34 protein-coding genes and 1 riboswitch are annotated in these 26,457 nt (G+C 62.0%); of the genes, 7 read left to right on the forward strand and 27 right to left on the reverse strand.

The window, feature by feature from the left end; genetic code table 11:
* Positions 1 to 2 precede the first annotated feature (2 nt).
* Positions 3 to 1,088, forward strand: coding sequence for a siderophore-interacting protein (locus NKJ37_RS24135; RefSeq protein WP_128303399.1), 1,086 nt, complete (start codon positions 3 to 5; stop codon positions 1,086 to 1,088).
* On the opposite strand, the gene NKJ37_RS24140 is transcribed toward NKJ37_RS24135, so the two are convergent.
* The 10 genes from NKJ37_RS24140 to NKJ37_RS24185 form a co-directional block, all read right to left on the reverse strand.
* Complete coding sequence (locus NKJ37_RS24140) at positions 1,049 to 1,507, reverse strand: aconitase X swivel domain-containing protein (protein WP_352441197.1); 459 nt, start codon at positions 1,505 to 1,507, stop codon at positions 1,049 to 1,051. The two genes, NKJ37_RS24135 and NKJ37_RS24140, sit on opposite strands and share 40 nt — an antisense overlap.
* A complete protein-coding gene (locus NKJ37_RS24145; RefSeq protein ID WP_352630454.1) occupies positions 1,504 to 2,754 on the reverse strand; it encodes an aconitase X in 1,251 nt (416 codons plus the stop codon). Before NKJ37_RS24145 ends, NKJ37_RS24140 begins: the two co-directional genes overlap by 4 nt.
* 238 nt (positions 2,755 to 2,992) lie before the next feature.
* Positions 2,993 to 4,057, reverse strand: coding sequence for an ABC transporter ATP-binding protein (locus tag NKJ37_RS24150; RefSeq protein WP_352630452.1), 1,065 nt, complete (start codon positions 4,055 to 4,057; stop codon positions 2,993 to 2,995).
* The gene (locus NKJ37_RS24155) at positions 4,057 to 4,845 is read right to left on the reverse strand and encodes an ABC transporter permease (protein ID WP_352775313.1); all 789 of its coding nucleotides are present in this window, start codon (positions 4,843 to 4,845) and stop codon (positions 4,057 to 4,059) included. Before NKJ37_RS24155 ends, NKJ37_RS24150 begins: the two co-directional genes overlap by 1 nt.
* A complete protein-coding gene (locus NKJ37_RS24160) occupies positions 4,845 to 5,708 on the reverse strand; it encodes an ABC transporter permease (RefSeq protein WP_127317861.1) in 864 nt (287 codons plus the stop codon). Before NKJ37_RS24160 ends, NKJ37_RS24155 begins: the two co-directional genes overlap by 1 nt.
* A 65-nt stretch (positions 5,709 to 5,773) precedes the next feature.
* Positions 5,774 to 6,835 carry an ABC transporter substrate-binding protein gene (locus tag NKJ37_RS24165; RefSeq protein ID WP_128304631.1) on the reverse strand — a complete coding sequence of 354 codons (1,062 nt, stop codon included), beginning with the start codon at positions 6,833 to 6,835 and terminating at the stop codon, positions 5,774 to 5,776.
* 57 nt (positions 6,836 to 6,892) lie between these two features.
* Positions 6,893 to 7,864: a PfkB family carbohydrate kinase gene (locus tag NKJ37_RS24170; protein WP_128304630.1), complete on the reverse strand. Its 972-nt coding sequence runs from the start codon at positions 7,862 to 7,864 to the stop codon at positions 6,893 to 6,895.
* Positions 7,861 to 8,901, reverse strand: a complete 1,041-nt coding sequence (locus NKJ37_RS24175) for an ADP-ribosylglycohydrolase family protein (protein ID WP_023814057.1) — start codon at positions 8,899 to 8,901, stop codon at positions 7,861 to 7,863. The genes NKJ37_RS24170 and NKJ37_RS24175 overlap by 4 nt, the downstream gene beginning before the upstream one ends.
* Positions 8,902 to 8,904: 3 nt before the next feature.
* Positions 8,905 to 9,630: a GntR family transcriptional regulator gene (locus NKJ37_RS24180; RefSeq protein WP_023814058.1), complete on the reverse strand. Its 726-nt coding sequence runs from the start codon at positions 9,628 to 9,630 to the stop codon at positions 8,905 to 8,907.
* A gap of 217 nt (positions 9,631 to 9,847) precedes the next feature.
* A complete protein-coding gene (locus NKJ37_RS24185) occupies positions 9,848 to 10,117 on the reverse strand; it encodes a DUF982 domain-containing protein (RefSeq protein ID WP_352775299.1) in 270 nt (89 codons plus the stop codon).
* 84 nt (positions 10,118 to 10,201) lie between these two features.
* Between NKJ37_RS24185 and NKJ37_RS24190 the strand changes: the two genes are divergently transcribed.
* Positions 10,202 to 10,459, forward strand: a complete 258-nt coding sequence (locus tag NKJ37_RS24190) for a hypothetical protein (protein ID WP_023814060.1) — start codon at positions 10,202 to 10,204, stop codon at positions 10,457 to 10,459.
* Positions 10,460 to 10,741: 282 nt separating this feature from the next.
* Here NKJ37_RS24190 and NKJ37_RS24195 read toward each other — a convergent pair whose 3' ends face one another.
* The 7 genes from NKJ37_RS24195 to NKJ37_RS24225 form a co-directional block, all read right to left on the reverse strand.
* Positions 10,742 to 10,897, reverse strand: coding sequence for a DUF3309 family protein (locus tag NKJ37_RS24195; protein WP_023814061.1), 156 nt, complete (start codon positions 10,895 to 10,897; stop codon positions 10,742 to 10,744).
* A gap of 251 nt (positions 10,898 to 11,148) precedes the next feature.
* Positions 11,149 to 11,754, reverse strand: coding sequence for a hypothetical protein (locus NKJ37_RS24200; RefSeq protein WP_031213861.1), 606 nt, complete (start codon positions 11,752 to 11,754; stop codon positions 11,149 to 11,151).
* A 376-nt stretch (positions 11,755 to 12,130) separates the two neighbouring features.
* Positions 12,131 to 12,826 carry a methyltransferase family protein gene (locus tag NKJ37_RS24205; protein ID WP_352441203.1) on the reverse strand — a complete coding sequence of 232 codons (696 nt, stop codon included), beginning with the start codon at positions 12,824 to 12,826 and terminating at the stop codon, positions 12,131 to 12,133.
* A 176-nt stretch (positions 12,827 to 13,002) separates the two neighbouring features.
* Positions 13,003 to 14,022 (reverse strand): ABC transporter substrate-binding protein, encoded by a 1,020-nt coding sequence (locus NKJ37_RS24210; RefSeq protein ID WP_352441204.1) that lies wholly within the window; start codon positions 14,020 to 14,022, stop codon positions 13,003 to 13,005.
* The gene (locus tag NKJ37_RS24215; protein WP_023814065.1) at positions 14,015 to 14,782 is read right to left on the reverse strand and encodes an ABC transporter ATP-binding protein; all 768 of its coding nucleotides are present in this window, start codon (positions 14,780 to 14,782) and stop codon (positions 14,015 to 14,017) included. Before NKJ37_RS24215 ends, NKJ37_RS24210 begins: the two co-directional genes overlap by 8 nt.
* A complete protein-coding gene (locus tag NKJ37_RS24220; protein ID WP_023814066.1) occupies positions 14,779 to 15,540 on the reverse strand; it encodes an ABC transporter permease in 762 nt (253 codons plus the stop codon). The genes NKJ37_RS24215 and NKJ37_RS24220 overlap by 4 nt, the downstream gene beginning before the upstream one ends.
* Positions 15,541 to 15,635: 95 nt before the next feature.
* Positions 15,636 to 16,244: a YkoF family thiamine/hydroxymethylpyrimidine-binding protein gene (locus NKJ37_RS24225; protein WP_031213866.1), complete on the reverse strand. Its 609-nt coding sequence runs from the start codon at positions 16,242 to 16,244 to the stop codon at positions 15,636 to 15,638.
* Positions 16,235 to 16,348, reverse strand: a riboswitch (TPP riboswitch). (Overlaps the previous gene by 10 nt.)
* A 195-nt stretch (positions 16,349 to 16,543) precedes the next feature.
* On the opposite strand from NKJ37_RS24225, the gene NKJ37_RS24230 reads away from it, so the two are divergent.
* A complete protein-coding gene (locus tag NKJ37_RS24230; protein WP_023814068.1) occupies positions 16,544 to 16,864 on the forward strand; it encodes a RodZ family helix-turn-helix domain-containing protein in 321 nt (106 codons plus the stop codon).
* Between the two features lie 44 nt (positions 16,865 to 16,908).
* On the opposite strand, the gene NKJ37_RS24235 is transcribed toward NKJ37_RS24230, so the two are convergent.
* The 4 genes from NKJ37_RS24235 to NKJ37_RS24250 all read right to left on the reverse strand — a co-directional run bounded on the left by NKJ37_RS24235 (position 16,909) and on the right by NKJ37_RS24250 (position 20,525).
* Positions 16,909 to 17,940 carry a formyltransferase family protein gene (locus tag NKJ37_RS24235; RefSeq protein ID WP_023814069.1) on the reverse strand — a complete coding sequence of 344 codons (1,032 nt, stop codon included), beginning with the start codon at positions 17,938 to 17,940 and terminating at the stop codon, positions 16,909 to 16,911.
* Between the two features lie 130 nt (positions 17,941 to 18,070).
* Positions 18,071 to 18,304, reverse strand: a complete 234-nt coding sequence (locus tag NKJ37_RS24240) for a hypothetical protein (protein ID WP_155930624.1) — start codon at positions 18,302 to 18,304, stop codon at positions 18,071 to 18,073.
* 25 nt (positions 18,305 to 18,329) lie between these two features.
* Positions 18,330 to 18,848, reverse strand: coding sequence for a peptide-methionine (S)-S-oxide reductase MsrA (gene msrA, locus NKJ37_RS24245; protein ID WP_023814070.1), 519 nt, complete (start codon positions 18,846 to 18,848; stop codon positions 18,330 to 18,332).
* A 132-nt stretch (positions 18,849 to 18,980) separates the two neighbouring features.
* On the reverse strand, positions 18,981 to 20,525 hold the full coding sequence (locus NKJ37_RS24250; RefSeq protein WP_031213867.1) for an ArnT family glycosyltransferase: 1,545 nt from the start codon (positions 20,523 to 20,525) through the stop codon (positions 18,981 to 18,983).
* Positions 20,526 to 20,824: 299 nt separating this feature from the next.
* Here NKJ37_RS24250 and NKJ37_RS24255 point away from each other — a divergent pair, with 299 nt between their 5' ends.
* Positions 20,825 to 21,532 carry a hypothetical protein gene (locus NKJ37_RS24255; RefSeq protein ID WP_023814072.1) on the forward strand — a complete coding sequence of 236 codons (708 nt, stop codon included), beginning with the start codon at positions 20,825 to 20,827 and terminating at the stop codon, positions 21,530 to 21,532.
* Between the two features lie 86 nt (positions 21,533 to 21,618).
* On the opposite strand, the gene NKJ37_RS24260 is transcribed toward NKJ37_RS24255, so the two are convergent.
* From NKJ37_RS24260 to NKJ37_RS24285, 6 genes are all read right to left on the reverse strand, one after another.
* The gene (locus NKJ37_RS24260; RefSeq protein ID WP_352752324.1) at positions 21,619 to 21,870 is read right to left on the reverse strand and encodes a hypothetical protein; all 252 of its coding nucleotides are present in this window, start codon (positions 21,868 to 21,870) and stop codon (positions 21,619 to 21,621) included.
* Between the two features lie 359 nt (positions 21,871 to 22,229).
* On the reverse strand, positions 22,230 to 22,553 hold the full coding sequence (locus NKJ37_RS24265; RefSeq protein ID WP_013530789.1) for a hypothetical protein: 324 nt from the start codon (positions 22,551 to 22,553) through the stop codon (positions 22,230 to 22,232).
* The gene (locus NKJ37_RS24270) at positions 22,553 to 22,738 is read right to left on the reverse strand and encodes a hypothetical protein (protein WP_032909564.1); all 186 of its coding nucleotides are present in this window, start codon (positions 22,736 to 22,738) and stop codon (positions 22,553 to 22,555) included. The genes NKJ37_RS24265 and NKJ37_RS24270 overlap by 1 nt, the downstream gene beginning before the upstream one ends.
* A complete protein-coding gene (locus tag NKJ37_RS24275) occupies positions 22,723 to 22,956 on the reverse strand; it encodes a hypothetical protein (protein WP_023814075.1) in 234 nt (77 codons plus the stop codon). Before NKJ37_RS24275 ends, NKJ37_RS24270 begins: the two co-directional genes overlap by 16 nt.
* Position 22,957: 1 nt before the next feature.
* Positions 22,958 to 23,176, reverse strand: a complete 219-nt coding sequence (locus NKJ37_RS24280; RefSeq protein WP_023814076.1) for a hypothetical protein — start codon at positions 23,174 to 23,176, stop codon at positions 22,958 to 22,960.
* Positions 23,173 to 23,883, reverse strand: a complete 711-nt coding sequence (locus NKJ37_RS24285) for a glycoside hydrolase family 108 protein (RefSeq protein WP_352674276.1) — start codon at positions 23,881 to 23,883, stop codon at positions 23,173 to 23,175. The genes NKJ37_RS24280 and NKJ37_RS24285 overlap by 4 nt, the downstream gene beginning before the upstream one ends.
* A gap of 235 nt (positions 23,884 to 24,118) precedes the next feature.
* On the opposite strand from NKJ37_RS24285, the gene NKJ37_RS24290 reads away from it, so the two are divergent.
* From NKJ37_RS24290 to NKJ37_RS24300, 3 genes are read left to right on the forward strand one after another with little or no spacing between them, the layout of a single operon-like run.
* On the forward strand, positions 24,119 to 24,829 hold the full coding sequence (locus tag NKJ37_RS24290) for an FkbM family methyltransferase (protein ID WP_164892974.1): 711 nt from the start codon (positions 24,119 to 24,121) through the stop codon (positions 24,827 to 24,829).
* 24 nt (positions 24,830 to 24,853) lie between these two features.
* Positions 24,854 to 25,291, forward strand: coding sequence for a hypothetical protein (locus NKJ37_RS24295; RefSeq protein ID WP_352674275.1), 438 nt, complete (start codon positions 24,854 to 24,856; stop codon positions 25,289 to 25,291).
* Positions 25,292 to 25,295: 4 nt separating this feature from the next.
* Complete coding sequence (locus NKJ37_RS24300) at positions 25,296 to 26,396, forward strand: hypothetical protein (protein ID WP_352775307.1); 1,101 nt, start codon at positions 25,296 to 25,298, stop codon at positions 26,394 to 26,396.
* Positions 26,397 to 26,457 lie beyond the last annotated feature (61 nt).

Genomic DNA, 26,457 nt, shown 5'->3' on the forward strand with positions numbered 1-26,457 from the left:
CAATGAGCCAAGCATCGGTGCGTGAACTGGCCTGTGAGGCACAGCTCAACCTGCGACATCTGCCCGATTACATGGACAGCATCAGCGACAGACTGCAGAGCTTCGAGGCCGATGCTTCGCATCAGGGACAGCGCATCGATTTCCGCTTTGCCTTCGGTGGCGCCTCTTTCGACATGGAACGGCTGGTGATGCGGGCCAATGCCGCCGACCGCGACGGGCTGGCCCGTATCAAGGACCTGCTGGCCACGGCCGTACAGGTCTACGCCAAGGAGGAAAATCCCGAGATCGTCTGGACCGGCGATCTCTCAGGCGAAACCAGCCTCGCTCAGTTCCGCGAGATGGTGGTGACGGATATTCGCGACCTCACCCCGCATATGCGCCGCATCCGGCTGGCCGGCGAGGATCTCAGCCGTTTCGCCAAATTCGGCGGCATGCATATCCGCATGCTGTTTCCGACCAGGGAGGTGCCCGATCCGCTGTGGCCGGTGCTCGGCGGCAATGGCTTGCCGGTCTGGCCCGCCGATGACCGGCGCCCGGTGGCGCGCGTCTACACCATCCGCGCGCTCGACGTGGAAAAGGGCATCATCGATGTCGACTTCCTGATTCATACCGGCGAGAGCGTCGGCTCCACCTGGGCCATGCAGGCAGCGCCCGGCATGAAGGTCGGCATCATGGGACCGGTCGGCCGTCCGGTGCGGCAGGCAGAATGGTATGTCTTGGGTGCCGATGAAACCGGCCTGCCGGCGCTGGCGCGGCTGCTGGAGACGCTGCCGGCCGAGACAAAAGGCGTTGCCTTCGTCGAGATCGCCAATGACGGTGAACGGCAGAAGATCGCCAACCCCACCCGCATCGAAGTGCATTGGCTGACACGGGATGGCGTGGCGGCGGGCGAGGACAGACGGCTGGCCGAGGCTGTCCGCTCGGTGGCGTGGCCGCAGGACGGTTCGGCCTTCGGCTGGTTCGCGGCGGAAGCCGCTGCCGCCAAGATCGTGCGCGAATATTGGCGCGACACGCTGGGACTTGGTCGCGATCAGACGCTGGCGGCTGCCTATTGGCGGCGTGGCTCTGCCGGATTGATGGCGGGGTGAACTCTGATGATCGGCCCGCCGTCTTTGCCGATGCCGATATCAATTTGATCACCGGAGACAAGGTTCGAAATATCGCACACCACCAGCGGCATGCGGATGTCATAAAGAAACTCGGCAACGATGGCGCCCACCGCCAGGATCGGGTCCGGCCGCTCCAGAAGAAGACCGGCCGGCGCCGTGCCTCTGCGGATCGCCTCGGCCAGCACCGAGGATGAAGACGATGAGCCGCGCCCGCTCGGCATGACCAAAATCCTGCCGGCGACATTTTGGCCGAGGCCGGGATGCGAATGGTCTGTTATGTCGCCGGTCTCGGCATCGATACCGCCCCAGAAGCTGAGGGGTTGCGAGAACACCAGCGCCTGGCCCTTGGCTTCGCCGGCCAACTGGAAGGTGCCGGTTCGTGCCACCGGTCGCGTCATGAGGCGCTCCGCACGACATGCCCGACGGCAGCGGAGCGGATGCAATCCTCCATCTCGGCAAAGGCGACGGACACGCCGATATTGCCCGGTGCATAATGCGCCCATTTGCCGGAATTGGTCATCACGACGCCGTCGAGGCGTTCCAGGATCGATGTGACATAGGTGCAGGTGTCGGCGACCGGGACCAGACCAAACGCCTCCATCCCCGCCAGCGCGCCCTCCTCCTGCAGTCGCGCCAAGGTCGCACGGCCCGTGTTGACGTAGATCGGGATGCGCCTTCCGGGTGCTGCCTCGCGCAGCAACGGCAACAGTCGCATCCACTCCTCATACGAAAAATGCGGCGTGCCGAGCGACACGGCCGCCACCGGCGCGCCATCCCGTACGCTCGATAGCCTGGCCAGCGCATGGTCGATATCGGCGCGGGTGATGCGGATCGTTTCGTCAGGCGCATGACCCTGGAACGCCTCATCGAGCGTCATCGCTTCCGGCGTGATGCCGACCGCATGGAACAGCGCCACAGCACCCGTCGTTGCAGCCGCCGCGCCCAGCGCCTTTAGCTGGTCCTCATCGCGCGGCTGCGGCAGACCGGCAATCACCGGAACGCGGTCGCCGCTCGCTTGCCCGATGAATAGCCCGACGCCGACGAAAAGGCTGTCGCTCGGCTCGCCGTCCGGAACATCCAGCTCAAATAGGATCCGGCCGCGCCGGTTCTCGCTCAGATGCAGACCCCAGGCCGGCGCGCGGCCGGTCATGGCGCAGCACAGATCGATGAAATCGCCATAGCGGTTGGTGCGCGCGCCGATCACCGAATTGGCAAAGACGATGGCGTTGGATTCGCCCCAGGCGATCTGCTCGCCGAACTCCGGCCTGAACCGCGTCTGGTAAGGTGCGCAAGTGAAGGTCGCCTGGCAGCCGAGCTCCAGATGCGCCTTCATCAGCCGCCGCGCCGGCACCTCTTCCGCTGCCGGCATCTTCACCATGCCGGGATGGATGAGGTCGAATGAGCCGACATTCAATGTCGTCGGCACCTGGACCCGGCCACCGCCTTCGACCAGCCGCTCGACGAAATCGAGCCCTGCCTTGCCGTGGTAGAGACAGCCATCGATATGGGCGCCAGTGATGTCGAGCAGACCGCGCGCCCCAACCGCATTGGAAAATGCGACGAGGATTTTCATGGCAGCGGCGGCGGACGGGCCCTGCTCGCCGTCGAGCATGGATCGGTCCTTAGCCGTCAATTCCAGCGTCATAGATGTGCTCCCGGCCCTATCTAGCCCGATGGAGGGACAGCACCCCCCTCTGCCCTGCCGGGCATCTCCCCCGCAAGGGGGGAGATTAGCCGTCATACCTGCTTTCGCAAATTTTCGACGTTGCAAAAAGGGCAGTGACGCTCAAACCGCCAATCTCCCCCCTTGCGGGGGAGATGTCCGGCAGGACAGAGGGGGGTGCGAAGGAACGCCAACAGTCCCTGCTATCGAACCGCGTCGACTAGTTTGCCGCAATCAGCACGGTGCTTTTCGGCGACCAACTGAGCATTACCTCCTGACCCTCGGCCAGTCTTTCGGCACCGGTGTTCTGCACGATGACCTTCAACGTCTGACCAGCGTGCTCGACAAAGTATGTGCTGTTGTTGCCGGCGAAAATGCGCTTGGAGACCTGCCCCTTGAGCATGTTGGCGTTGCCATCCGAAGCCCCGCCATCAATAGCAATACGGATGCGTTCGGGCCGCACCGCACAACTCGCCTTGGCACCAGCAGCAAGGCGAGCACCCGCGCCGGCGGCAATCGCCGTGCCGTCCGGCAGCCGGATGCCATCGCCCGTCGTATCGCCGCGAAAAATGTTGGCGTCGCCGAGGAAGGTGGCGGCGAATTCGCTCTTCGGCCGGTCGTAGATCTCCTCCGGTGGTCCTTCCTGCACCAGCCTGCCGTCGCGCAATATGCCGATGCGGTCGCTCATCGTCAGCGCTTCTTCCTGGTCATGGGTAACGAAAATGGTGGTGATGCCGATCTCGCGCTGGATGCGCTTGAGCTCGATCTGCATATCGACGCGCAGCGCCTTGTCGAGCGCGCCGAGCGGCTCGTCGAGCAGCAGCACGCGCGGCTTGGTGACGATGGCGCGGGCGAGCGCCACGCGCTGGCGCTGGCCGCCCGACAGCTGATGCGGCCGCCGCCCACCGAGCTTGCCGAGTTGCACCAGATCGAGCGCGCGCTGCACCTCGGTAGCGATGATCGCCCTGGCCTCGCCGCGCACCGACAGGCCGAAGGCGACATTGTCGGCGACGCTCATATTGGGAAACAGCGCATAGTTCTGAAACACCATGCCGATGCGCCGCTTTTCGACCGGCACCCGCTCAACGCTTTCGCCGCCGATGGTGATGCGGCCGGAATCGGGAAAATCGAACCCCGCGATCTGCCTGAGCAGCGTGGTCTTGCCGCTGCCCGATGGCCCGAGCAGCGCATAGAAGCCGCCATCGGCGAAATCGATAGAGACATCGTCCAGTGCCTTGTGCGCGCCGAAACTGCGCGAGACATCAGATACCTGCACGCCGGCCATTATTTCTCTCCGCCGAATTTGAAGAACCGCGCTGTCAGCAGCATCAGCGCCATCGACACGACAATGATGATGGTCGAGACCGCGTTGATCTCGGGCGTAAAACCCTTGCGGATCGCGGCGTAGATTTCGACCGGCAGCGTCGTCTGGCCCGGCGTCGCCAGGAAATAGGACACGACGAACTGATCGAACGAAACGGCAAACGCAAACAGCCCGCCGGCGATGACGCCGGGCATGATCCAGGGCAGCGTAACGCGCCTCGTCACCTGCCACTGGTTGGCGCCGAGCGAGCGCGCCGCCTCTTCCAGCTCCGGCGCGAAGGTCTGCAGCCGGGCCGAGACGACGACGATGACATAGGGCAGCGCCAGCGCGACATGGCCGAGCAGGATCGCATGCAGGCCGCGGCCGATGCCGACACCGAAGAAGAAAATCAGCATCGCCGTGCCGGTGATCAGCCACGGTATGGCGATCGGCGGAAACAGCATCGCCTGCAGGAACTTCTTGCCGCGAAATTCGTAGCCATAGAGCGCCAATGATGCAGCCGAGCCGAGCACCACGCAGATGATCGTGGTGATGACCGCGATCTCGACGCTGTTCCAGGTGGCCGCGATCAGCTGGTCGTTCTGCCACAGCGAGGCGTACCATTCGGTCGTCCATTCGAACGGCAGTTGGTAGAAGGGCGAGACATTGAACGACATCAGCGCCATGATGATGATCGGCAGATAAAGAAAGGCGAGCAGCATAAAGATGTAGAGACGGCCGAGCCATTCGAGGATGCGGGTCGTCACCATCACGCGGCCCTCCGCAGCACCGGCGACGCCACCGCCAGGATGACCAGCACCACCGCCAGCAGGATGAAGGAGAGCGCTGCACCGAGCGGCCAGTTGAACACGGCGACGAACTGGTCCTCGATGACCGTGCCGTAGAAGGTGCCGGTGCGGCCGCCGAGGATGCGCGGTTCCATGAACGAGCCGACGACCGGCACGAAGATCAGCGCCGCACCCGCGACCAATCCGGGCATCGACAGCGGGATGATCACCCGCTTCAGCACCTGCAACCGCGATGCGCCAAGCGAGCGCCCGGCCTCGATCAGCGAGTCGTCGATCGCCTGCAGCGTCAGATAACAGGTCAGCACCATGTAGGGCACATAGGAGTGCACCAGCCCGATGATGACGGCTGGATAGGAATACATCAGGTCGATGTTGATCTTGAACGGCAGCACCGCGTTGAGCGCGGTGTCGAGAATGCCGCCCTCGCGCAAAACCATCGCCCAGGAAAAGATGCGCACCAGCCCGTTCGACCAGAACGGCAGGATGACGAGCAGGAAGATCGCCTCGCGGCTGCGCCCCTTCAGCACCTTGGCGAGCACGTAAGCCGCGGGATAGCCGATGACGACGCACCACAGCGTCACTTCGAGGCCAAGCCGCAGCGAGGCCAGCAGCAGCGTCAGATAGAGGCTTTGCGAGAAGAAGGCGGCATAGTTGCCAAGCGTGAACGCCCACGGCTTTCCCGACAGCGGCAGCTCGGTCATGAACGAGAAGAAGACCATAGCGGATAGCGGCAGGAAGATCGCCACCGTCAGCCAGAGATAGGCTGGCGCCAGCAGCGGCAATGCCGATCTCAGCCCGCTTCGCGACGCTGTCGCAGCTGCCATGGTACCCTCCTCCCAGTATTGGAAGAACCAGCCGACGCGAACCGCCGGCTGGCCTGGCTGTGATCTTACTTCACGTCGACCTTAAGCTGCTGCCAGAGCGCCAGATAGGCTTCGCGCTGGGCGTCGGTGATCGGCGCCTGGAACTGGATGCGCTTGGCCACTTCGGGATCACCCATGACCTTGCGGTTGAAGGCATCCTCGGGCAGCGCTTCCACCGCCTTGGTGTTGGCGGAGACGGGAGCACCGACCTTGGTGACCCATTCGACGTAGAATTTCGGGTCGATCATGTAGTTGATGAAGGCCTCGGCGCCGGCGACGTTCTTGGCGCCGACCGGAATGGAAAACGCGTCGAGCCAGGCGACGGCGCCTTCCTGCGGCACGACCAGCGAGACCGGCAGCTTGAAATGCGTCTTGGCGCGATCGGCCGAGCCGCTCCAGTAGGTGCCGATGTCGATCTGGTTGGAGGCGACCATCTGGTTCCAGTCGTTCTCCGAGCTCCAGAAGGTCTTGATCTGCGGCATCAGCGAGGTCAGCTTCGTCTTGACCGCATCCATATCCTTGATGTCGTTGATGTTCTGGCCAGTGGCGATGGCGCCGAACTGCACCGCTTCAACGGCGTCGTCGCGAATGACGACACGGCCCTTGTGCGCGGCATCCCACATCTCGGCGATGCTCGTCGGCGGCTTGTCGAAGGATTTTTCGTTGATGGCGAGCGCCGTCAGGCCCCATACCCACGGCACGCCATAGACCTTGCCGTCGTGGACGAGCATCGGCGATCCCGCCTTGTCCTTGCTGATGTCGGCGTAGTTCGGCAGCTTGGAAACGTCGATCGGCTGGATCAGCTTGCCGTCCATCGCCTGGTCGTTGAAGGCGGCGTTGATCATGACGACGTCGTAGAGGCCGGGATTGGTCCGGATCTTGGTCAGCATTTCCTGTTCGGAATTGAAGAAATCGTTGACGACCTTGTTGCCGGTCGCCTTTTCGAAAGCCTCGACGGCCCACGGCTCGTCGGCGCCGTAGCCCTTCCAGTTGAGCACATGCACTTCGTCGGCCTTGGCGGCGAACGTGAGTGCGGAGGTAAAGACGGCGGTCGCCGTCAGCAGAGCAGTCAAGTCAGGCATGCGCATGGTTGGTTCCTCTCTGTGGGTTTGCCCGCTTCCCGGGCTTGTCAGGCTTTCCAGCTGTTATGCATTGGCCTTCTGTGTCCGGCCTGCTCCCGATGGGTCGGCGGCATGGCTCAGGAATGTCTGGATTTCGCGGTTCGTCGGCGCCGACGAGCCGCCATGGCGGGTGACCGAAATGGCCGCTGCAGCATTGGCATAGCGCGCTGCCTCGAAGGGCGGGATGCCGTGCGCCAGCGCGCTGACGAAACCGCCGATATGGGTGTCGCCGGCGCCATTGGTGTCGATGGCGCTGACGTTGAAGCCGGCAATGGTCTGCGCTGTGCCGTCGGCCAGCCTGATATGGCAACCCTTCGCGCCAGCGCGAATGATCACGCCAGCAGCCTTGGGGCAGTGGTCGGCGAGAAGTCGTGCCGCGAGTCCCTCGACATCGCCTGGGCCGGCAATCTCGGCGGCTTCCGTCGTGTTACAGCTCAGCCATGTGGTGCGGGCAAGCACCCGCGACAGGATGGGACGCGGAATGTCCGAGATGACCGGCGTCGGATCGAAGACGAAGGGAATATCTGCCGGAAGTGCCTCGATCCAATCGGTGAGCGCATCGCGGCTCTTGGGATAGCTTAGCGTGTAGCCGGAGGTGAACACCCAGTCTCCCGGCGCCACCGCGACCGGCGCCATCAGGTCGCGGCTGAGCACGCTCTCCGCCCCTGGCCACGACACGAAGGTGCGTTCGGCGTCGCTCGAAATCATGGCGACGCAGTTGCCGCTGTCCGTCAATGGCGATGGCGGCGTCAGCGTCGCGATGCCCTCGGCGGCGAAAGCGGCACGCAGGAAATCGCCATTGGGTCCGCTGCCGAGTTGGCCGCCGAACACCACCTGCATGCCGGTGCGGCTGGCCGCGACCATCATGTTGAAGCCGCCGCCGGCGACCTGGGCGAAGCTCGACGCCGTCTTTTCCATGCCGGGCGCCGGCAGGGCGTCGATGCGGTAGACATAGTCGACCACGGCACTGCCGACATGGACGAGACGGCCGCTCATTCCGCCGCGTCCTTGCCGGAACCGATTTTCGCCACCCTTGCTGCCACGAGGTCGGCGGCAAGCGCGCGAACCTCTGACATGTCGAGGCCGACAAGCCGGGCGATATGCTGTTGCGGCAATCGGGAAAAACCGCTGCAGGCGCCGGCCATGCCGGCGGCGATGGCGCCGATCGTATCGGTGTCGCCGCCGATATTGGCGCTGATGATAGCTGCTTGCCATGGGTCGCCACGGGCGACTTCCAGCACGGCGAAGGCCGCCGGGACGGATTCCTGGCTGGCGACGCCGGTACCCACCAGATCGGTGATCAGCCGAATGGCATCCCTGATCGCCTTGCCGCGCACGATGTCCTGCGCCCAGACGATACGCGCGGCGATGTCGCCGCCGGTGACCCAATGACCAAGCGTCGCCCCTCGCCTCGCCGCCGCGACGGCGCTGGCGGAAGCATCGCGCCAGCCACCGCCGGCGATGCCGCGGCTGACGGCAGCGGCAACGGCAGCAGCGGAAGCGATTGCGATCGAGGTGTTGTGCGTCGCCCGGCAGGTCTCCGCCACCTTGGCGACGAACGCCTCCAATGGTTCGAGCGGCATCATGATGCCGACAGGCCCGATGCGCATGGCCGCGCCATTGGTGTCGCCGCTGCGTCCCGCTTCCTCGGCCGGTACGCCATTGTTGATGGCGTCGATGGCCCGTTTGGTCGACGGCCCCAAGAGATCATAGCTGCCGCGCGCCTTGACCTCGCGCTCCCAGTCGAGCAGCGCATTGACCCAGCGCGCGTGGTCGAAACGGTCGCCGGATTCGACCAGGATGCGGCCGAGCAGCAGCGCCTGTTCGGTGTCGTCGGTGATGGTGCCGGCAGCCAGTCCCTTCGACACCGGATGATCGGCGAAAGGCTCGATGAAATCCTCGACATGGCCGTGGAGTTCGGCAATGCGAACCGGCGACAAAAGCTGCGTCGGCATGCCGAGCGCATCTCCCAGCGCTCCGCCGACAAGCGCGCCCATGGCGCGATCGATGGCCTTGCTGGTTGCATCCGACATCGCTCAGAACCTCATATGCAGCGCAAAATGTGCCGGGTTGAGCAGGCTGGTGACATACTCGATCGGCCGATCGTCAGCCGCACGCGTCAGCCGGCGGCCGCGCAGGAAGGGCGTGCCTTGTGGGCAACCGAGGATGGCCGCATCCTCGGCATTGAGCATCTCGATCTCGACCCATTCCTCGCCATGGTCGGGAATGAGGCCGGCGGCGCGCAGCGTCTGGTGCAGCGAGCCCTCGCGCAGTCCGCGCAACGGTACGTCCTCAAGCTCGGAGGACAATGGCAGCCGGCTGCGCTCGATGGAGATCGCATGGCCGTCGCTGGCGTTGGTGCGCACCCGGTCAACGGCAATGAAGAACGGGCTTTCGATACCAAGCAGCGCAGCCAGATCGGGGTCTTCGATGACCTCCAGCCGCAGCGTCCGCGTCTCGGCATTGGCGCCGGCATCGGCCAGCGCGCGCGACCAACCGATGGAGTCATCGACCGGCTTGCCGTCGAAGGTGACGAACGAGCCAATACCAACCCTGGTCGTGATCAGCCCGCGGCTGGACAGTTCTTCGAGGCCCTTGCGGACCGTATTGCGACTGACGGAGAAGCGCTGGACAAGTTCATTCTCGCTTTGCAGGCGGTCGCCGAAGCCGAGAACACCGGAGCGGATTTCATGTTCGAGAACGGTGGCGATCTGCTCGGGTTTGCCCGTACCGGGAGACAGTTGAACCGCGCGCCGCTTCATATAGGTACCTGTTCAGTGAACCTGTATAGTCCTGTTCAATATCTGGATAGAAATGCCGTGTCAACAGATGCCGGAAACAGGCCCAATGAACCCCGAATTTCGGATTGTCCGCAGAGCGCGCCGAACTGGCCGGTTGCCATGGCCCGGAAAAGCCGGTGAAAGACCGAGATCAACCAAGAGGATAGAGCCGATCCTTGATTCAATTTCACCGGGCAGGCTACGGGATCGACACCTCACGCGGGTCAACGAGAATGTCCGCCTCGATAGCGGCGTTGATGAACGCCGCCCTTGCCGCCGAGACTTCTTTCTTTCCCTCTAGCACGGCCAGACAGACCTTACGGGCAACCATATGCTTTTGCCCGGTTGCAACCGGCCAGCGGTTCAGCAGGATGTCGGCAGCCTGAGCGACCCGCTCCACGTTGAAGATCGAGTTTCGCGATCGGCCGAGCGCAATCCTGACCGGCTCATCGAAACGCTGATCTTGCACGATGCCACTCCCCAAAGTCGGCATTCATCGATTCGCGGCCTTCAACCCCGCGCAATGTGATAGGTTCCGCGACAAAGGTGCAAGATGTCCGATTCCAGTGGCCAGAAAAATCCCAGGCTGATCGTCGTGGTCGCGTTCGATCGCGGTGAGGATGGCGAGTTGTTCCCAGCCTTTGGACCCGCCGACCAGCAGAGCGAAGACCGCGCCATACGCACCGCCAGGGCTCTAGCGGCAAAGCATGCCGGCGTCATCGCCTGGAGCCGCGAGGCCGATCCGACGCTGGGCGAATACGGCCCGCCGAACACGCTCTTCGTCAGCGGCGACGTACCTGACATGGAATAGTCGACTGGCGTCAGCTTCTGGATGCCTTGCCCATAGGGTTTGATGCGAGCCGGTTTCCCCTCGCCAGCAAGCAAAAGCCCGCTACGGTGAACCGGAGCGGGCCTTGGAGGAGGACAAGGGGTGGGACCCTCTCCTCTTGTTTCCACGGGGGGGTGTGGACCGCAATGACCATACGAAAGTTTTGCAGAGTGCAGGATCACAAGCCGGCTTGCCTGCATCACAATCCGGTGCACGCCGATATTGGGGGCGCTCACGAGATTGCGATCAGTTGCGATAACCCGGCTAGATACGCCCGAGCACGACAAGCACGATGGCGATGAGCAGCACGAGCCCAAGGCCGCCGCCGCCATAGTAGCCGGTGCCGTAGAACGGACCGCCACCGAGGCCGCTGAGGCCGCCAAGCAGCGCAATGATGATCGGTATGGTTCCAAGACTCATAGCGATGTTCAAAGACGAGCGCTCCAAAGGCTCTACCGTTCCGCGCGATTGTGGCGGGCATCGCGTGCGGAAGAGGTCTGCCGGCAACAGAAGCGGCCATCCAGATGATGGCAACCAGAATTTGATTCCGGCACGCCTGTGGACGCAGAAAGCCCGCCAGCGTGGCGGGCTTTCCTACCGGCCGGAGGCCAGGAGAGTGCGGTCGAGCCTCACGGCTGATTCGGCACTTCCAATCCCCGGCCCCTCCAGTATCAGCGACGAGCGATCAGGAGGCAGAGTTGCCGTAGATCGCGGTCGTAGGCGCCTTCGCTGCTGAGCACGTCGACGCAGCGCTTCTTCATTCGCGCCACGTTGCTATCCGACATCTGGGCCACGACACCCGGCAGGCTCGGCCTGCTGGGGTTTGACGGATTGGACGGATTGCTCGGGTTCGACGGATTGCCTGGATTGATGCCGCCACCAATACCCACGCCGACGCCGCTCGTCCCGCCTACATTGGCGCCAAGGCCGGCCGTAATGCCGCCAGACCCTCCGATGTTGGCGCCCGCGCCGGCATTGATGCCGTTGCTGCCGCCGACCGAAGCGCCGAGACCAGCATTGACACCGCTCGAGCCGCCAACATTGGCACCGGCACCGGCATTTACACCACCGCTGCCGCCGACCGAGGCGCCCACTCCGGCACTGATGCCGCCACTGCCGCCAACGGAAGCCCCGACACCGGCATTGACGCCGCCGCTACCACCCACCGAGGCACCAACGCCAAGGCCGATTCCCGCAGCATTGGCGGGCAGGGAAAGAGCTAAAATTACCGCACTACCCGCCAACATATTGGCGACTGTCTTGATGGTGTGAGCCATAACACTCTCCTGTTGTCGTTGCGCTAAAGCAATTGGCGAGAGGCCGATTGCAAGATCAACTACGCGAGGTGGTGAATTTCAGTTTCAGAGAGAGAATACTGGACCTGAGGCGTGGTGTACATCAACAAAATTTCTGAAACAAAATGATATTAAAGTTTGAATAATTGTTCTTTACACGAACAATTCGTAAGGCATTGGCGATCGGACGTTACTCTGCTCCATGCCGCACACCGCGCTGGACATGGATAGGCCTCTCGCAAGATCAGCAAGACCGCCGCGATGATTGCAAGTGGCCAGAGTCTATCGGCGGCCGGATGCGGGAGTGAGAGAGTGCAAGCGTGATTGCAGGCCGAACGATTCTGCGCCGGCCCGCTTGTCAGACGATCCCGTAGAACAGCCTGTAGTGGGCGCGCTTCATATAGTCCCGGTATTCCGGCGTGGCGGCTAACAGCGCCTCTTCGCGCAGGATGCGATGAACCTGGAAGAAGGTGATCGCGGCGTAGACAGCAAGATTGTAGAAGGAAAAGGCCGACAGCAGGAACAGGACATGACCGGCAAGGTATCCGGCATAGATCGGGTGCCGCACCAGGCGGTAGGCACCGTCGGTCATCACGCCGCGATTGCCTGGCAGAATGGCGAAAGAACGCCCTAGCGATATCTTCCCCCAGATCACGAACCCCAACGCCAGGACTTGCAGCGGCGCAGCGGCATAGACCGGGATGATGGCCACGCCCGGTTGCAGGTCGATGAAGCCGACACCGAAGCTGGCGACCACCGAAACAACCACCGTCAGCGGGTTCCAGTCGCGTACCTGCGGTCGCCGCGACAGAAGCAGCCAGGTAAAGGTCAGGATCTCGGAAATTGCCACCAGCGCCACATTGATGCGGGTCGGGTCGAGCATCAGGTGATATACGCCGCGGTAGACGAACATGCCCGCGAAGGCCAGCGCGCAGATCCGAAAGAAACCTTCGCGCAAATCCACCAGGATTTCGCGCTTTCGGGCTGCGGACAAAATCCTGCCGTCACTGACGTGCGAAAGCGCCTCGCTTTTTGATATGAGCAATGCAAACACCCCGATGATCCCTCGAGGCGACCTTTGCACGCAACCATTGCCGGGCAGTTAATCAACAAGATCAGATCGGTGTTTAAACTGGCTGTCGGGGAGCCAGGGTGCCACATCCAGACGACCCTGCTCCACGCGGTCGTCCAGAAATAGACTGGCGACCCATTTCATTTGGTTTTGCCAGACTAGCTCAGATAGTCGTTGCGGAAATAGCTCCCGAAATCCGGGCGTTGAGCAACCAGCTTGCCGTCGGCATCACGCAAAATGCCGGACGCGAAGAGATAGCCGCCGATCGCTTCCATCTTGGCTGGATCCATCGTCCCGATGGCGCCGCTTTGGCTGCGCAGATAATGGCCGTCGATCAGCGCCTTCAGCGAGGCGTGGATCAGCGCCGGATTGGTCAACGCATCCTTGTTGGCCGCGATCAGCAGGGCTGCCGCATCTTCGGGGTGATCGACCGCGAACTGGTAGCCGCGCCGCGTCGCCTGGACAAAGGCGGCCGCAGGCTTGGAGTTTGCCTGGAGATAGGCTTCGCTCGAAGAGATCAGTGTCGTGTGCTCGTCAGGCACGCCGTAATCGGCATAGACGAAGCTGCGTTGTTTGACGCCCTTGAGCTCGGCGTCGACACCCTCCCAGGTCGAGACTTCGAGCGTGAAATCGACCGAACCATTGGCCAGCGCCTCATAGGCTGAGGTGCCGAGCGTCACCGTCTCGAAATTGCCCTTGCCGCCATCATGGCGGATGATGGTCGATATCAGGGCGTTTTCCCAGGCGCTGCCGAAGCCGCCATAGGTCAGGCCGTCGAGGTTTCTCGGGCTTACTATCTCGCTGCGGGCCGCATTGAAGACCACGCGGCCGGTTTCCGATTGCACCACCGCATAGACGCCCTTCAGGTCCGCTCCGGCGGTTCTCTGGGTGAACAGGCTGATGGTGCCGTTGATGCCGAAATCGGCGACGCGATTTGCAACCAGCGTGCCCGCACCGGTATCGCTGTAAGGCAGGATGTCGACCTCGAGCCCGGCCTCGCGATAGAAGCCCTTGTCGCGGGCGACGAACAGTCCGATGTGGTTGGTGTTGACCGTCCAGTCGAGGGCAACGGTGACCTTTTGTGCCGATTGTGCTTGGGCTCGCCCCGATCCGGCAATGAGCGGAAGGCCTGTGGCAAGGGTCAGCAACAAGGCCTGCCGGCGCGTCAAGTCAATCATGATCGTGTCCTTTGGATGGGGTGGCGTTGAGGATGATGTCGAGAATCTCGGCCTCGAGCGCACTTGCCTGGCGCGCGGCATCGCCGCCAAGGCTGCGCGGGCGCGGCAGCGGCACCTTGATTTCACGCACGATGCGGGCCGGGCGCGCCGACAGCACATAGATGCGGTCGGACAGGAACACGGCTTCGCGCACGTCATGGGTGATCAGGAGCGCCGTCCAGCGATGATGCCGCCACATCTGTTCCAGCCAGCGCTGCATGGCCGTGCGGGTCAGCGCGTCGAGCGCGCCGAACGGCTCGTCGAGCAAAAGCATGTCGCGTTGCTGCACCACCGTGCGCAGCAAGGCCGCGCGCTGGCGCATACCGCCGGACAGTTGCGCTGGAAAATGCCGCTCGAAGCCGGCAAGCCCGAATTCGGCAAACAACGGCGCAACGCGCACCCGCGCCGCCTGTCTCCTCATGCCTTGGACTTCGAGCCCGAGCGTCGCGTTGTCGAGGATGCGCCGCCACGGCATCAGCGCGTCACGCTGCGGCATGAAGGCGAAATGCCTGCCGTGGTCGTCGAGCGGCGCGCCGTCGAACAACATCTCGCCCTCGCCATGCTCGGCGCCGGTCAGAAGCTGGAAGAGCGTCGATTTGCCGGCGCCCGAGGGTCCAAGGATCGAGACGAATTCACCAGCGCCGACGCTAAGCGAAATATCGGCCAGCACGTCGAGCCCACCGAACGCCTTGCGCACATACCGCAGTTCCAGCCGGCTCATCGCCAGGCTCCCTTCCCGGCGGTTTCCTTGCCGGCCCGCTCCCAGGGCATCGCAAGGCGCTGCAGCAGTACAGTCAACCCGAACAGGACAAGGGTCAGGGCAGCGCTCACTCCGACGGCGGCAAGAACCAGGTCAGGACGGAAATTGTTCTTGACGTTGAGCATGTAGATGCCCAGCCCCTTCGCGGCCCCCGCATATTCGGCGAAGATCGCGCCGACCACGGCGTAGGTGATGGAGATCCTCAAGCCAGCGAAGAAATAGGGCAGCGCCGAAGGCAGCCGTGCCAGCACGAAGATGCGCCAGCGCCCTGCCCCCATGGCGCGCAGCATTTGCCCGATCTCGGCCTCGGTCGACTCATAACCCTCGACCAATGCAACCAGCATCGGAAAGAAGGTAACCAGCGCCACCAGCATGATCTTGGGCGCCAGCCCGAAGCCGAACCACAGCACCACCAGCGGCGCGATGGCCACCAGCGGCAAGGTCTGGCTGACGATTAAGACGGGAAACAGCGCACGCCGCAGCGGCTGGAAGAAGTCGACCAGCATCGACAGCACGAAGGCGGCGCTGAGCGAACAGGCAAAGCCGAGCAGCGTGGCGCCGATGGTCGGAATGGCGTTGTCGGCCAGCGCCTGGCGATTGAGCAGCGCTTGCTCGAAAACGCGCGACGGCGCCGGCAGTATCGTCGGCCTGATGCCGGAATAGGTGGCATAAAGCTCCCACGCCACTAGGAGCAAACCGACCGAGATCATGGCCGGCATTGCCTTGACAAGAAGGCCCGCGATCGGGCGCGAAGCGAATGATGATGAGACCACGGGAGATAACCTTTGACGGCCGCGCGGAGGCGGCGGCAGCTTCAGACAGCCGACGGGCTGTTGGCCGAGACCGTGACGTCGAGGGTTACGTGGCCGGCGCCTGGTCCGAAGCGGCAGAAGGCCTCGTCCAGCGCCGAAAAGATCGCACCGGCATCACCGCGCAGTTTCGTGCAGAAATGCTTGGAACGCTCATAGACGCCGGACTGCTTGAGAAAATCGATGCAGCCGTAGATCTCGTCCATGTGGTCGTCGGTGCCCATCACATAGAGCGAGAACTGCGCCGCCGCCGGCTGGCCGGTGGCAGCAGCATTGCGCACCGCCGCGATGGCCGCATCCTTGCGCGGGCCGAGTGGCCCGACAGGCCCGCCAAGTGCATCGGAGCGGCAGATCGGATCATCCGGCTCGCCAGGGCACCCGCGCGAGATGGTGGCCGACAACACGCAATGTTTGCCGCTACGTGCCGCCGCCACGAAGAGGTCGCGCATGGCGGGAAACAGCACTTCGGGCGACCCGACCAGCAAGGTCGAGATGTCGTCGGTCTCGATCCTGAGCTTGTCGCGCCAGGGATCGAGCGCACCGAGCGCGCCAAGAATGACACCGACGAATTCGTCGGTCATGGGGTATAGGGAAATCTGTGCGCCTGAAAACATCGCCCGCCTCGCTCCGCTGGTATTACCCAGATCAGCTTCTAGGGTCTGTGGGCTTGCCGCCCCCGTCTCAGCCCCGACCGTACGGAGCACCCCTGTGGATGTGCGCCTTAAAGCATCATTCGAGTTCAAGGGAAAGCCGTTTTTTCAGAGCACTGCGCCAAAAGCATTGCGCCAGTCACGGTGCGCCTGAGCGGAATTTTGTCGGGAACCTTCGCCGCCGCGACCGGTTGTCCCCACAGTCGCAACGCGATCACTTTCGTAGAAAATAAGCGACGACTTCACAGAAATGGAGACAAACCATGTTCATGAAAATCCTCGCAGCTTCGGTTCTCACCATTGGTCTGGCCACGTCAGCCATGGCGCAAAGCGCCGGCAGCAACAACGCAAATGGAAGCGGCAGCGGCAAGTCGGTGACGGTTGAGCCGAACACGCCGGCTTCCCCGAATACGATCGAGCCGGACACTGTCGACCCGGGCACGACCAACAGCACGACTGGCACGGTAGGGGACATGAATTCGAACGCGGATCAGAATTGCCCGACCAACCCGCAAGGCGCGCAGCCGGACGCCGATGGTAACGCGACGGCGCCAACGGTAAACGATAATCATTGTGGCAAGTAACCACGTCGCAAACGGATGAAGCCGCTGGGCATCGCCCAGCGACTTCATCCGTTTTTCTGGTCCGCAGCACTCGCTTTGCCGAACAGCCGGATTTCTGGAGCGGGTCTCCCGGCGGGCGGGCGCGAAAATAGGTGTTTCGAATTGAGCAGCCGTTTGAGCACTCTACCGTAGGTAAAATACAGGACCCGACCGTTGGCGAGATCAAATTCCACTGTTCCCCACCGCCTGACCGGAGCCTTTCCTGTGCAGGGCCCCAGCCTTCTGATCTGGAATCCCAGCCTGACTTTGCGCGTTCCGATTTCAAGATAGATGCCTGGCAGAAGGCCAAGCACATGCCATAGCCGTACAACATGCTCGACCGACATGGCCGGCGAGATTATCAGGTGGCTGGGCTGAAGCCGCGCCCAGACGAAATCGCCTTTCGGCTGCGGCATTCCTGACAACAGCCCCCGGCAGTAGGTCGGCACCGCCTCGCTCACCAGAATCCGCATAGCGGTTGCCGTGCTGTCGACCAGGGCTTCTCTCGATGTCCAGTCAGCTTCGGAAAACGGCACCTGCCCGAGAATGTCACCCTCGTCAAAACCGGCGGACATCTTGTGGAGCGTGACGCCGCCATGAGCCGCATGCCGGCCGTCCACGGCCAAGCGCTGGATCGGGTGGGGCCCTCGATAGTCGGGGAGCAGCGCCGGGTGGAGGTTGACCCCGCCTTTGGAAAAATGGCCAAGAACCTCTTGAGGGATCAAGACAGGCAAAGTGTAGCAGACCAGCACATCGGCGCGGACGTCAGACAATTGCCGACCAAGCGCATTCCAATCGTAAGGACGGCCAAATTCGATCAACTTGACAGGCGTGTTACCGATAAACCGCCTGAGCAGCAGCTTGCGTTGAAGCCTTCGCCGGAAATTGCCAATGCTGAAACCGGTGGGACGACGCCGGAACCCGGGTACGATGATCGCGCCAATTGCATTTCCAGCCTCTAGCCAGCCGGCGAGCAGAGGCCCCGTATAGTTAGAGATATCGAGGACAAAAACGGCTGTGATCGGCTCCGAGTGATCGGTCGATTCGATCGGCCTCATCTTCGGCGGCTCAAACGGGCCGACAGGTCAGGGCGAGCTTGTCAGGTCGGCTGAGTGGAAGGCGATGCCAAGGCAGTGACAACCGAAAGACGCTCGCGTTTTACAAACACTGGCTTTTCGTAAACTTTTTTCACGGCCCGTCTCCCGAAATCAACTCTTCCTGCGCAGTTGGACCGCGATACGGCAGGCTGTCAACCGCCTGACCGTGTTTGCCTACCGCATCCGCATTCGCCGTTGACGAAGGTGTTCGAAGGGCGCTTTCGCACATTGGTGAAAGCTCGATGGCTTCACCGACGCGACAAGCCGCGCTGACCGAAAGGGGTTTGGATGCGATGATCTGCTCGACGACACCGTCGAGCAGCAATGCAGGGCAAATCGCAGTTGCAAATCTACGAAACCGCCGTCTCGCGAACCGGCAGCTTCCAGCCTGGCCTGACGAAGTGGCAGGTGTATCCGTCGGGATATTTCTCCAGATAGTCCTGATGCTCGGGCTCGGCTTCCCAGAATGGACCAACGGGTGCGACTTCGGTGACGACCTTGCCCGGCCACAGGCCCGAGGCATCGACATCGGCGATGGTGTCCTCGGCAACGCGCTTCTGTTCGTCGCTGGTGTAATAGATCGCCGAGCGATAACTCGTCCCGACATCGTTGCCCTGGCGGTTGCGGGTCGTCGGATCGTGGATCTGGAAAAAGCGTTCCAGCAGCGTGCGAAAGCTTATGATGGCCGGATCGAAATTGATCTCGATGGCTTCTGCGTGGGTGCCGTGGTTGCGGTAGGTGGCGTTGAGCACGTCGCCGCCGCTGTAGCCGACACGGGTGGAGATGACGCCGGGATAGCGCCGTATCAAATCCTGCATGCCCCAGAAACAGCCGCCGGCAAGGACTGCACGTTCGGTCGAAGTCGCCATGTCACGTCTCCTCAAAAGCAATTCCAGGAAAAGTGTGTAGCGGTTTTCCGTCTGGAATTGCGTAAAAGCAAGTGGTCTCGCCATAAATGGGCATTGTCACCTGCTTCGTCCAGCGGACGCGGTGGATCTACTTCAGTTGCTCGTTTGGGCGAGCCTGTCGATCAAACCCGGTAGCTTCATGCCAGGCGGAATGGCGGCAAAGCTGATCGCCACCGGTGGTGCCCTGAGCGACCAGTCGAAAAGAACGGTCTTGACGGGGATGTTGCCCAGCCACGCCAGCAGCCGAGGTGGCACGCCGCTCCCGGGCCAGACCAGGAGCATGCCGTGATCGCGCAGCCGCTGGCTGGTGATCCAGGGGGCGAGCCGCATGTCGAGGTCGGTGAAGATCGACGGCTTGTCATAGGCGTTGAGGCCCGCCAGCAACGCGATGCGGGTATCGCCGCCGACGATGTCGAGCCGACCGGGCACCGCCGCGTGCCAGACCGCCTCGGCTTCGTCCGAAATCTGCCGCGCTGGCCAGCAGACGGCATCCATGCGCCCGCGCAAATTGCAACTCGTCCAGCGGATGCCCGCATAGGCACCGGACATGCCGAGGATGCAGGCGAACGCGCAGATCGCCAGCCGTCGCAGTTCGACGGCGCCGAGCCGATGACCCAGCAAGGCGAGCGCCACAACGCCGACCAGATTGTACATCGGCGCGCCCCACGCCTCGCCGGCGCCGGTGAACAGCGAAGCCACCATGACAAGCACCGCCGGACCAAGCCCCATCCACACGAGATAGACCAGCGCGCCGCGCTCGATGGGCTGTTCCGGCGCGGGCGAACGCCGCAACAGCCCCGATATCGCCAGCACCAGCAATAAGCCGCAGAGCCCCGCCATTTGGACACCGATATAGTAAAGGCGGGCGCGGTGGACCAACACCCATTCATCGCGGCCGGCGACATAGGTCAGCGGCAGGAAATCGATGCGGTAGAGCTGGACGGCCAGCGGCGCGGCGACGGCGAGGAAAACCGCGAGCCCAAGCCAGGGCCAGGGCGTGGCGAGCCGGTTGCGTGCCCGTGTGTCCGACAACAGCCAGATCGCCCCGAAGAGCAACAGCAACCCGGTGGAAAACTTGGCATAGAGCCCGACGCCCGACACCAGTCCGAGCGGCAGCCACCAGCCCGGCCCACCGCCACGGCCCGCACGCCACAGCAGCCAGCAGATTGCGGCCCAGAAGGGCATCTGCGCGTAATCATGATTGAACTGCGGTGTCGGCCAGCCGAAGAAATACAATGACGGCATCAAAAGCACGGCGGCCAGCGCGCGGGTTCTCCCGAGCATGTCGCGGGCCAGCAGGTAGACGAAGACGAAGGTCGCCGAGACGACAAGCTGGGCGAGCAGATATTGCGGCCAGCGGAACGATCCGGTCAGAAGATGGCTGATCTCGAGCAGCCAGCCGGGGAGCTGCGGATGCTTGTAGGTCAAAAGCACCCATTCGCGGCCCCACATGAAGCTCTCGACGACATCGCCGGGCGGGGCGGCATCGACAAGCGCCGGAACCACGGTCCAGCACAGGATCTGCGTCAGGCATAAAAGCGCCAGGCCGGCTTCTGGATAGCGCATCAGACCCGGCCAGATCGACGACTGCCGCCAGTCGCCTGGAACAGAACTGCCGACCGGCAGCCAACCGTTCATGGGTTCGTCGATTCGCGTCATGCGGTGGATAAATCACACCGGACGGTTTTACGAACAGCCCAGAACTTGAAGCTTACGAAAATGTATACTTGGCCGACCATTGCAAAACCAAGATTGAGGCAGAGTTTCGCGCCACCATGCCGCCTCTCCCGTCATCACATGCCAGCAAGACAACAATGGAACACGCCATCCCGCAGCACCCTGAACATGCCGGGCATGGCGCCTTGGGCGTGATCGCGGCAGGTGTCGCCTACGCCTGACCGGCTCCCGTCCCCAAAAAAGCATCCAGGATTTGAAAAATGCGCCACCACCATGCCGTCATTCATTACCGTGCGCTCGATTTCTGGATGGCCCGTGCGGCCGTTCTCGTCATCATCTGCCTGCAGCTTCTGGTCATCAACAATCTCTCATTCGGGCCGCGCTGGGTGGCGCCCGCGCTGGAGGCGGCCCTGCTGCTGCCCTTGTCGGTGGCCACCGCCTGGACACAGGCCGCCACCCGAAAGGCGGTCGAGGACCACGAGTGGCATGCGATCGGCCAGTTTCGGGTCATGATCCGCAGAACAGCCCTGACCATGACCGCCATCATCAGCATCATGAATTGCGGTTCGCTGGTCCTGCTGGTGCGTGCCTTGCTGGAGGGCCATGCCGGCAACAGCGGTACGACGCTGCTGATCGACGCACTCAACATCTGGGTTACCAACGTCATCGTGTTTGCCTTGTGGTTCTGGAGCACCGACCGCGGCGGTCCGCCGACCTGCGGCCTCGTCAAGCTCGCACAGGCCGATTTCCTGTTCGCGCAGATGACGTTGAACGACCGTGAGCTTCGAGATTGGCTGCCCGGCTTCGTCGATTATTTCTTCCTCGCCTTCACCAATGCGACCGCATTTTCGCCCACCGATACCTTGCCACTCTCCCAGCGCGCCAAGCTGCTGATGATGGCCGAGGCCATGATCTCGCTGCTGACCATCGCGCTGGTCGCGGCACGCGCGGTCAACATCCTCGCTTGATCGGCCCGACACGCGAAAATAGCCCGCCCGGCGAACCGGAACGGGCTATTTTGGGTTGTCTTCGATGATTGGAATGCAGCGCCGAACTAGTGGCGCTTGCCCAGCCTGTAGCTGTTGCCGCCCAGCAGGTTGACGCCGAGCCCGCTCAGGATGTTGTTGCCGCTGAGCACGTCGTTCAGCGCGGTGATCTTGCCAAGGTCGATGGATGGCGAAACATTGATCAGGCTGCCCGAATTGCCTCCCCAGCCGCCCGAACCTCCGCACCCACAACCTGCCTCGGCGGCTCCAACGGACGATGCAACTGCAACAGCGGCTAAAATAACAGTGAACTTGTTCATGAAAGCTACTCCCGTTTGATGATGGAGATGGCTTCCGTCTTCTGTGGTCTACCTCTTGTTTAACAATATATGAACACTTCATCCGCTCAAGTCTTTATCTGGTTTCGGTGCATCAATCAAAAATTAACAATAATCATTATGCATAACCGACATGATTAACTTGCTTGTGACAACGGGCGATGACGAGACCGGTCAGATCGAATGCCGCTCAGCAATAGCCGATCGGAAATACAAAAAAGCCGCCCCGGCGTGAGCCGAAGCGGGCAGCGGTCGTTTCTGGAAATGAGAGCAGCGCCGCGCCAGGTTGCCTGCCTCGGTAATTCCGAGGCAGTAGCCAACAGACGACGCGGTGCAAATAGCTACTCCTCCACCCCCGGCTTGAATCTCCGCACCACAAACTCGAACAGCACGTCCGAAATCCACATGGCGCAGACGCCGATCAGGAAGGCAGCCGCCAGCGTGGTGGTGTCGTCGGCGGGATCGGGCATCGGCAGGCCGGCGATCCTGGCGTAGGAAACCGCCGGCAGCGTCAGGTAGGCCGCCGCAAGTGCGCCGCAGATCGGCGAGGCCACCATTTCGCGCAGCTTGTAGCGATGCCGCGACAGCGCGCGCAGAACGCCGCCGGCGAGACCGGCCGCCACGACCGGTCCCTTGATGCCGAGCAGGTCGAAAAGATCGTTCATCATGGCCTCCAGCCGCAAAGTTTCTGGCCCTTTTCGTTGTGAGCCAGGATCGCCGCCACCGACGCATCGGAAAGGGTCGCCGCCTCTGCCCTTGTCGGGCGGAGGGGATGCCCGGCCGCGCAGAACGACCCGCCTGATTTGGTGCAGCCGGCCAGCAGGAGCGAGAGCGCTATGATTTTGACCATCTGGCCAGTCTCCCCCTGTTGTCGTCCGGCGCCCGGCCGGCGACGGCATCGTCGATCTTCTGGGCTTCGGTGCGCGCCGCTGCGTCGGCCGCATCCTGCCTGGCCTTCTGGCTGGCCTTGCCCTTGGCATAGGCCGTCCAGACACCGGCAAGCGCGGCGCCCATTGCCAGAAGATACGGCCAGGCCTGGCCAAGCAGCGCGAGGGCGAGTGTTCCCATCTCATGTCTCCTTGGCCGGCGGCGCGACCATGCCGCGCGGCCCGTCACGCACCGCGTTGATGATGATCTTGGCAAGGGCAATGGCGCCGCTGATCTGAAGCGCGGTGCGGTCGCCCACCCCGAGCAGCGTCCAGTCGAAGCCGGCGAGCGCGCCGCCGCAGATGATGGCGATCAGCGTGTTGAGGAGATTGTGCAGCGCATTGGTGTTGAACCATGTCATTGAAACAGGCTCCCGAAAAAATCGGCGACCCGATGCCGGAAGGCCGCGAGCGCTCCGGCCATGAGAACGAGGATGCCGGCCGCGGCAGCCGTCTTGCCGCCGGGCGCCGGCTGCACGGGCTGGGTCGCCGGCATCACATCAGCCGATGTCTCGACCCTGGGCGACGCCGGCGCGGCCACCGGTGCCGCGGGGCGCTGCGCCGACATCAGCAGGGCCTGAACCCGCACCGACCTGACACGATCGGACCAGCCGCGCCCGAATGTTGCCCATGTCGGCAACCGCTTGAGGAACGCCAGCCGCGCATCGCAAAGCGCATCGATGGTGACGCCGGCCGGCTTTGCCTTGGCCGCCGCGACGGTGACCGGTCCGATCCGCCCGTCCTGCGCAACGCCGACGGCCGCCTGCAAATATTTGGCCGCCCGGCCAGGCCCGCTGTTGACGGCGAAATCGAACACCGCATGGTCGACGCCATCGGGCAATTCGGCGCCGAGCACAGCGTCCCAGTAGAAGCGGCGATAAACGGTGGCGACCTGCGCGTCGCTGATCGCACGCAGATCCGCCTTCGTCGCGTCGGCCTTCACATAGCGGCGGAAGCTGGCAAGCGTCACGCCCTTCATGGTGGCGCCGCCGGGGTCAGCCGGATTGTCCGACCACCCGCCTTCCGATTTGAGAACAAGCGCAAGCGCCCGCGCGAAGTTGCGGTCCATGGTGGTTCCTTTGATGATTGAACTATGGTCGGGGAGACCGTGGAGGAACTTCACGGTCGAGGAAATGCGAGGCGGGAAAAACGCAGGGCGCTGCAGAGTGATGCGATGATCAGGAAGTCCGCAGTCGGAGAAAACCATGAACCGGGCAAGCCGTGGATATGAGTCATGCACCTTGCCAGAAGTTGGGCCGGCGCGTTTACTTTCGGCTGCTGATTCCAGCTCGTAAGGAACCGAGATGATCTTGGAAGCTATACGGAACGTGCGCGATATTGGCTTTGAAATTCTTACCGCCGGCAGAAGAACGGTAACAGTCCGGAACATCGCCCTGTCTTTGGATGGCGTCTCCCGCCGCATGCGGTACGTGATGGCCAGAGGTTACGAGGATCAAGATGCGGCTCTGGCTTCGCGCTTTTTGAGCCACCACGACAAGGTTCTGGAGGCCGGCAGCGCGATCGGCTTCATGGCGTTGAACTGCATGATCGACATCGGCATCGATGATTACTGCATGGTCGAAGCAAACCCTCGCCTAGAGGCATCCATCCGCGAGAACTTTCGCCTCAATGGGATAAGCTTGCCCGTTCTTAGGACCGTCGCTGTAGGTCCGGCCGACGGTTCTATCAGCTTCGGTATCAGCCGAAATTTCTGGTCATCCAGCGCGTTGCGTCGAGACAACGAAGCCGAACGACTCACAATACCTATGCTCTCAATCCCGACAATCGTTTCAGACCTGCCGTTTAGGCCAACCGTCTTGATCATGGATATCGAAGGCGCTGAAACGAGCATTCCGCCAAACCATTTTGAGTTATTTGAAAAACTCATCATCGAGTTCCACCCCAAATTGACCGGCCCTGCCGAAGCGCTGGAGTTGGAGCGGAACATAACCAGGCGTGGATTTACAGAGTTTGGCCGAACTGGGGGAACAATCGCGTTTATAAAGGCGCAGTGATAGCCGATTCGAGGTGAGACAGCCATGAGACCAATTGCTTTCATTGCCATTGCCGTCGGACTTGGAGCGGTCATGACTATCGGCGTCCTAGCATTCGCCACTCCCAAGGTTCCCAAAGCCGTGCCGAAGCTGGCAGAAATAAAGGACATCAAAGGTCGACTGACCGTGCTCACCGCTAATTCGTTCGAGGTGGATGGCACTTCCATTGTTCTCTGTGGAGTTAGGCCATCAGGTACGACGTCTGCGGAAAAAGTAGCCCATAGCGTTAGCCTTTCTTATGAAAATGCCTATGTGAAATGTAAGCCTGTTGGCGGCGGCACCCCATGCGATGGGAAGACGGTGGCAACGTTGGGTAGATTTATCGTAGCGCAATGCAAGATTGACGGGGCGCTTGACTTAGCAACGGCGTTGACAGAATCCGGATTTCTTTGCGGGACGATCCCTGTCTACAAGTCCTGCTAGAACGATGTCACACTATTACACAAAAACAAAAAGTATTCCAATCGATAGGCAGTCAACTTTTGCTGACAAACTTAAGACAATTTACGCCGCCGCTGCCGTCATCGCAATGAGTCTGCAAAGTGTCTACCTGTCTCAATTCGGGGTGGCCGCCTTTTGCTACCTCGGGCTTCTCATGCTGATCCCTCTATTAAGTGCGCCGGTCAAGGCGAGTGCTTTTTGGATCGTTGCTTTCCTACTAGTCGGGATGTGCGGAACTTTCACCGAAGGGGGCGGCACCAAAGCAGTCCTAGGCACTATTGGCAGCAGCTTGGCTCTCATCCTCGTTCCAGCTTGCTTTGCCAAAGACAGTCGCCCTTTGTTGGTTGGTTTGCGATGGGCGATCGCTGCGCACGCGCTTATGGTCCTGTTCCAGATTTTCTATTTCGCGGCGTTCCGAACTTATTTTGACCCGCTTGCAAGTCTTGGCCTTGGTGACCAGACGGTCATGAGTAAGAAAGGACTTGAGCTTGCTGTCGGCAGAGTGCCGCGCTTTGCAGGCTTGTCGAATGAACCAGGCACCCATTCGACTATGATCGCAAGCCTGCTTGCTGGCGAGTACGCCCTTTCGCGCAAGCTCTCCAAGGTATCAATTTTAGGCATTATTTCAGCGATCGCGACGATGTCGCTTGGCGGCATGATGTTCGTCGCAATGTTCTGCGGAGTTGTTGGGCTCCACCAATTTTTTGCTGTTCGAAGATGGAGACTTCTTGTGGCCGCCGTCGGTATAGCGCTGCTTTCAATCATCATATATTGGGCGTTGCTGAATCTTGAAACAAGATCGCAACTCTATATCGAGGGCACGCAGCACGATCAGATGATGGAGTGGGCATTTTCCTACCAGCGGATAACGCTGTTTGGCCTAAGCGAAAGTCAGATACCGATGTTCTTCACATTTGGCTATCTCGGCGTTGGCCTCGACTTTCTGCTCCGATACGGCTTATGGGCAGTTGTAGGGGTTGCCATGTATTTGTCGAGCTTGCCGCTCTTGGGCATTGGCCTGTCGGTTGTGTTGTTGGCCACAAAATTGAAGCTGACGTATCCTCTAGGCTCAGGACTCATTGATTGAGCCAGAAGATGACGGTGGCTGCGATGCAGATGGCAGACATGAAGGTGTGCGCACAGCGGTC

The sequence above is a fragment of the Mesorhizobium sp. M0140 genome (assembly GCF_040322475.1).
Taxonomy (GTDB): Bacteria; Pseudomonadota; Alphaproteobacteria; order Rhizobiales; family Rhizobiaceae; genus Mesorhizobium.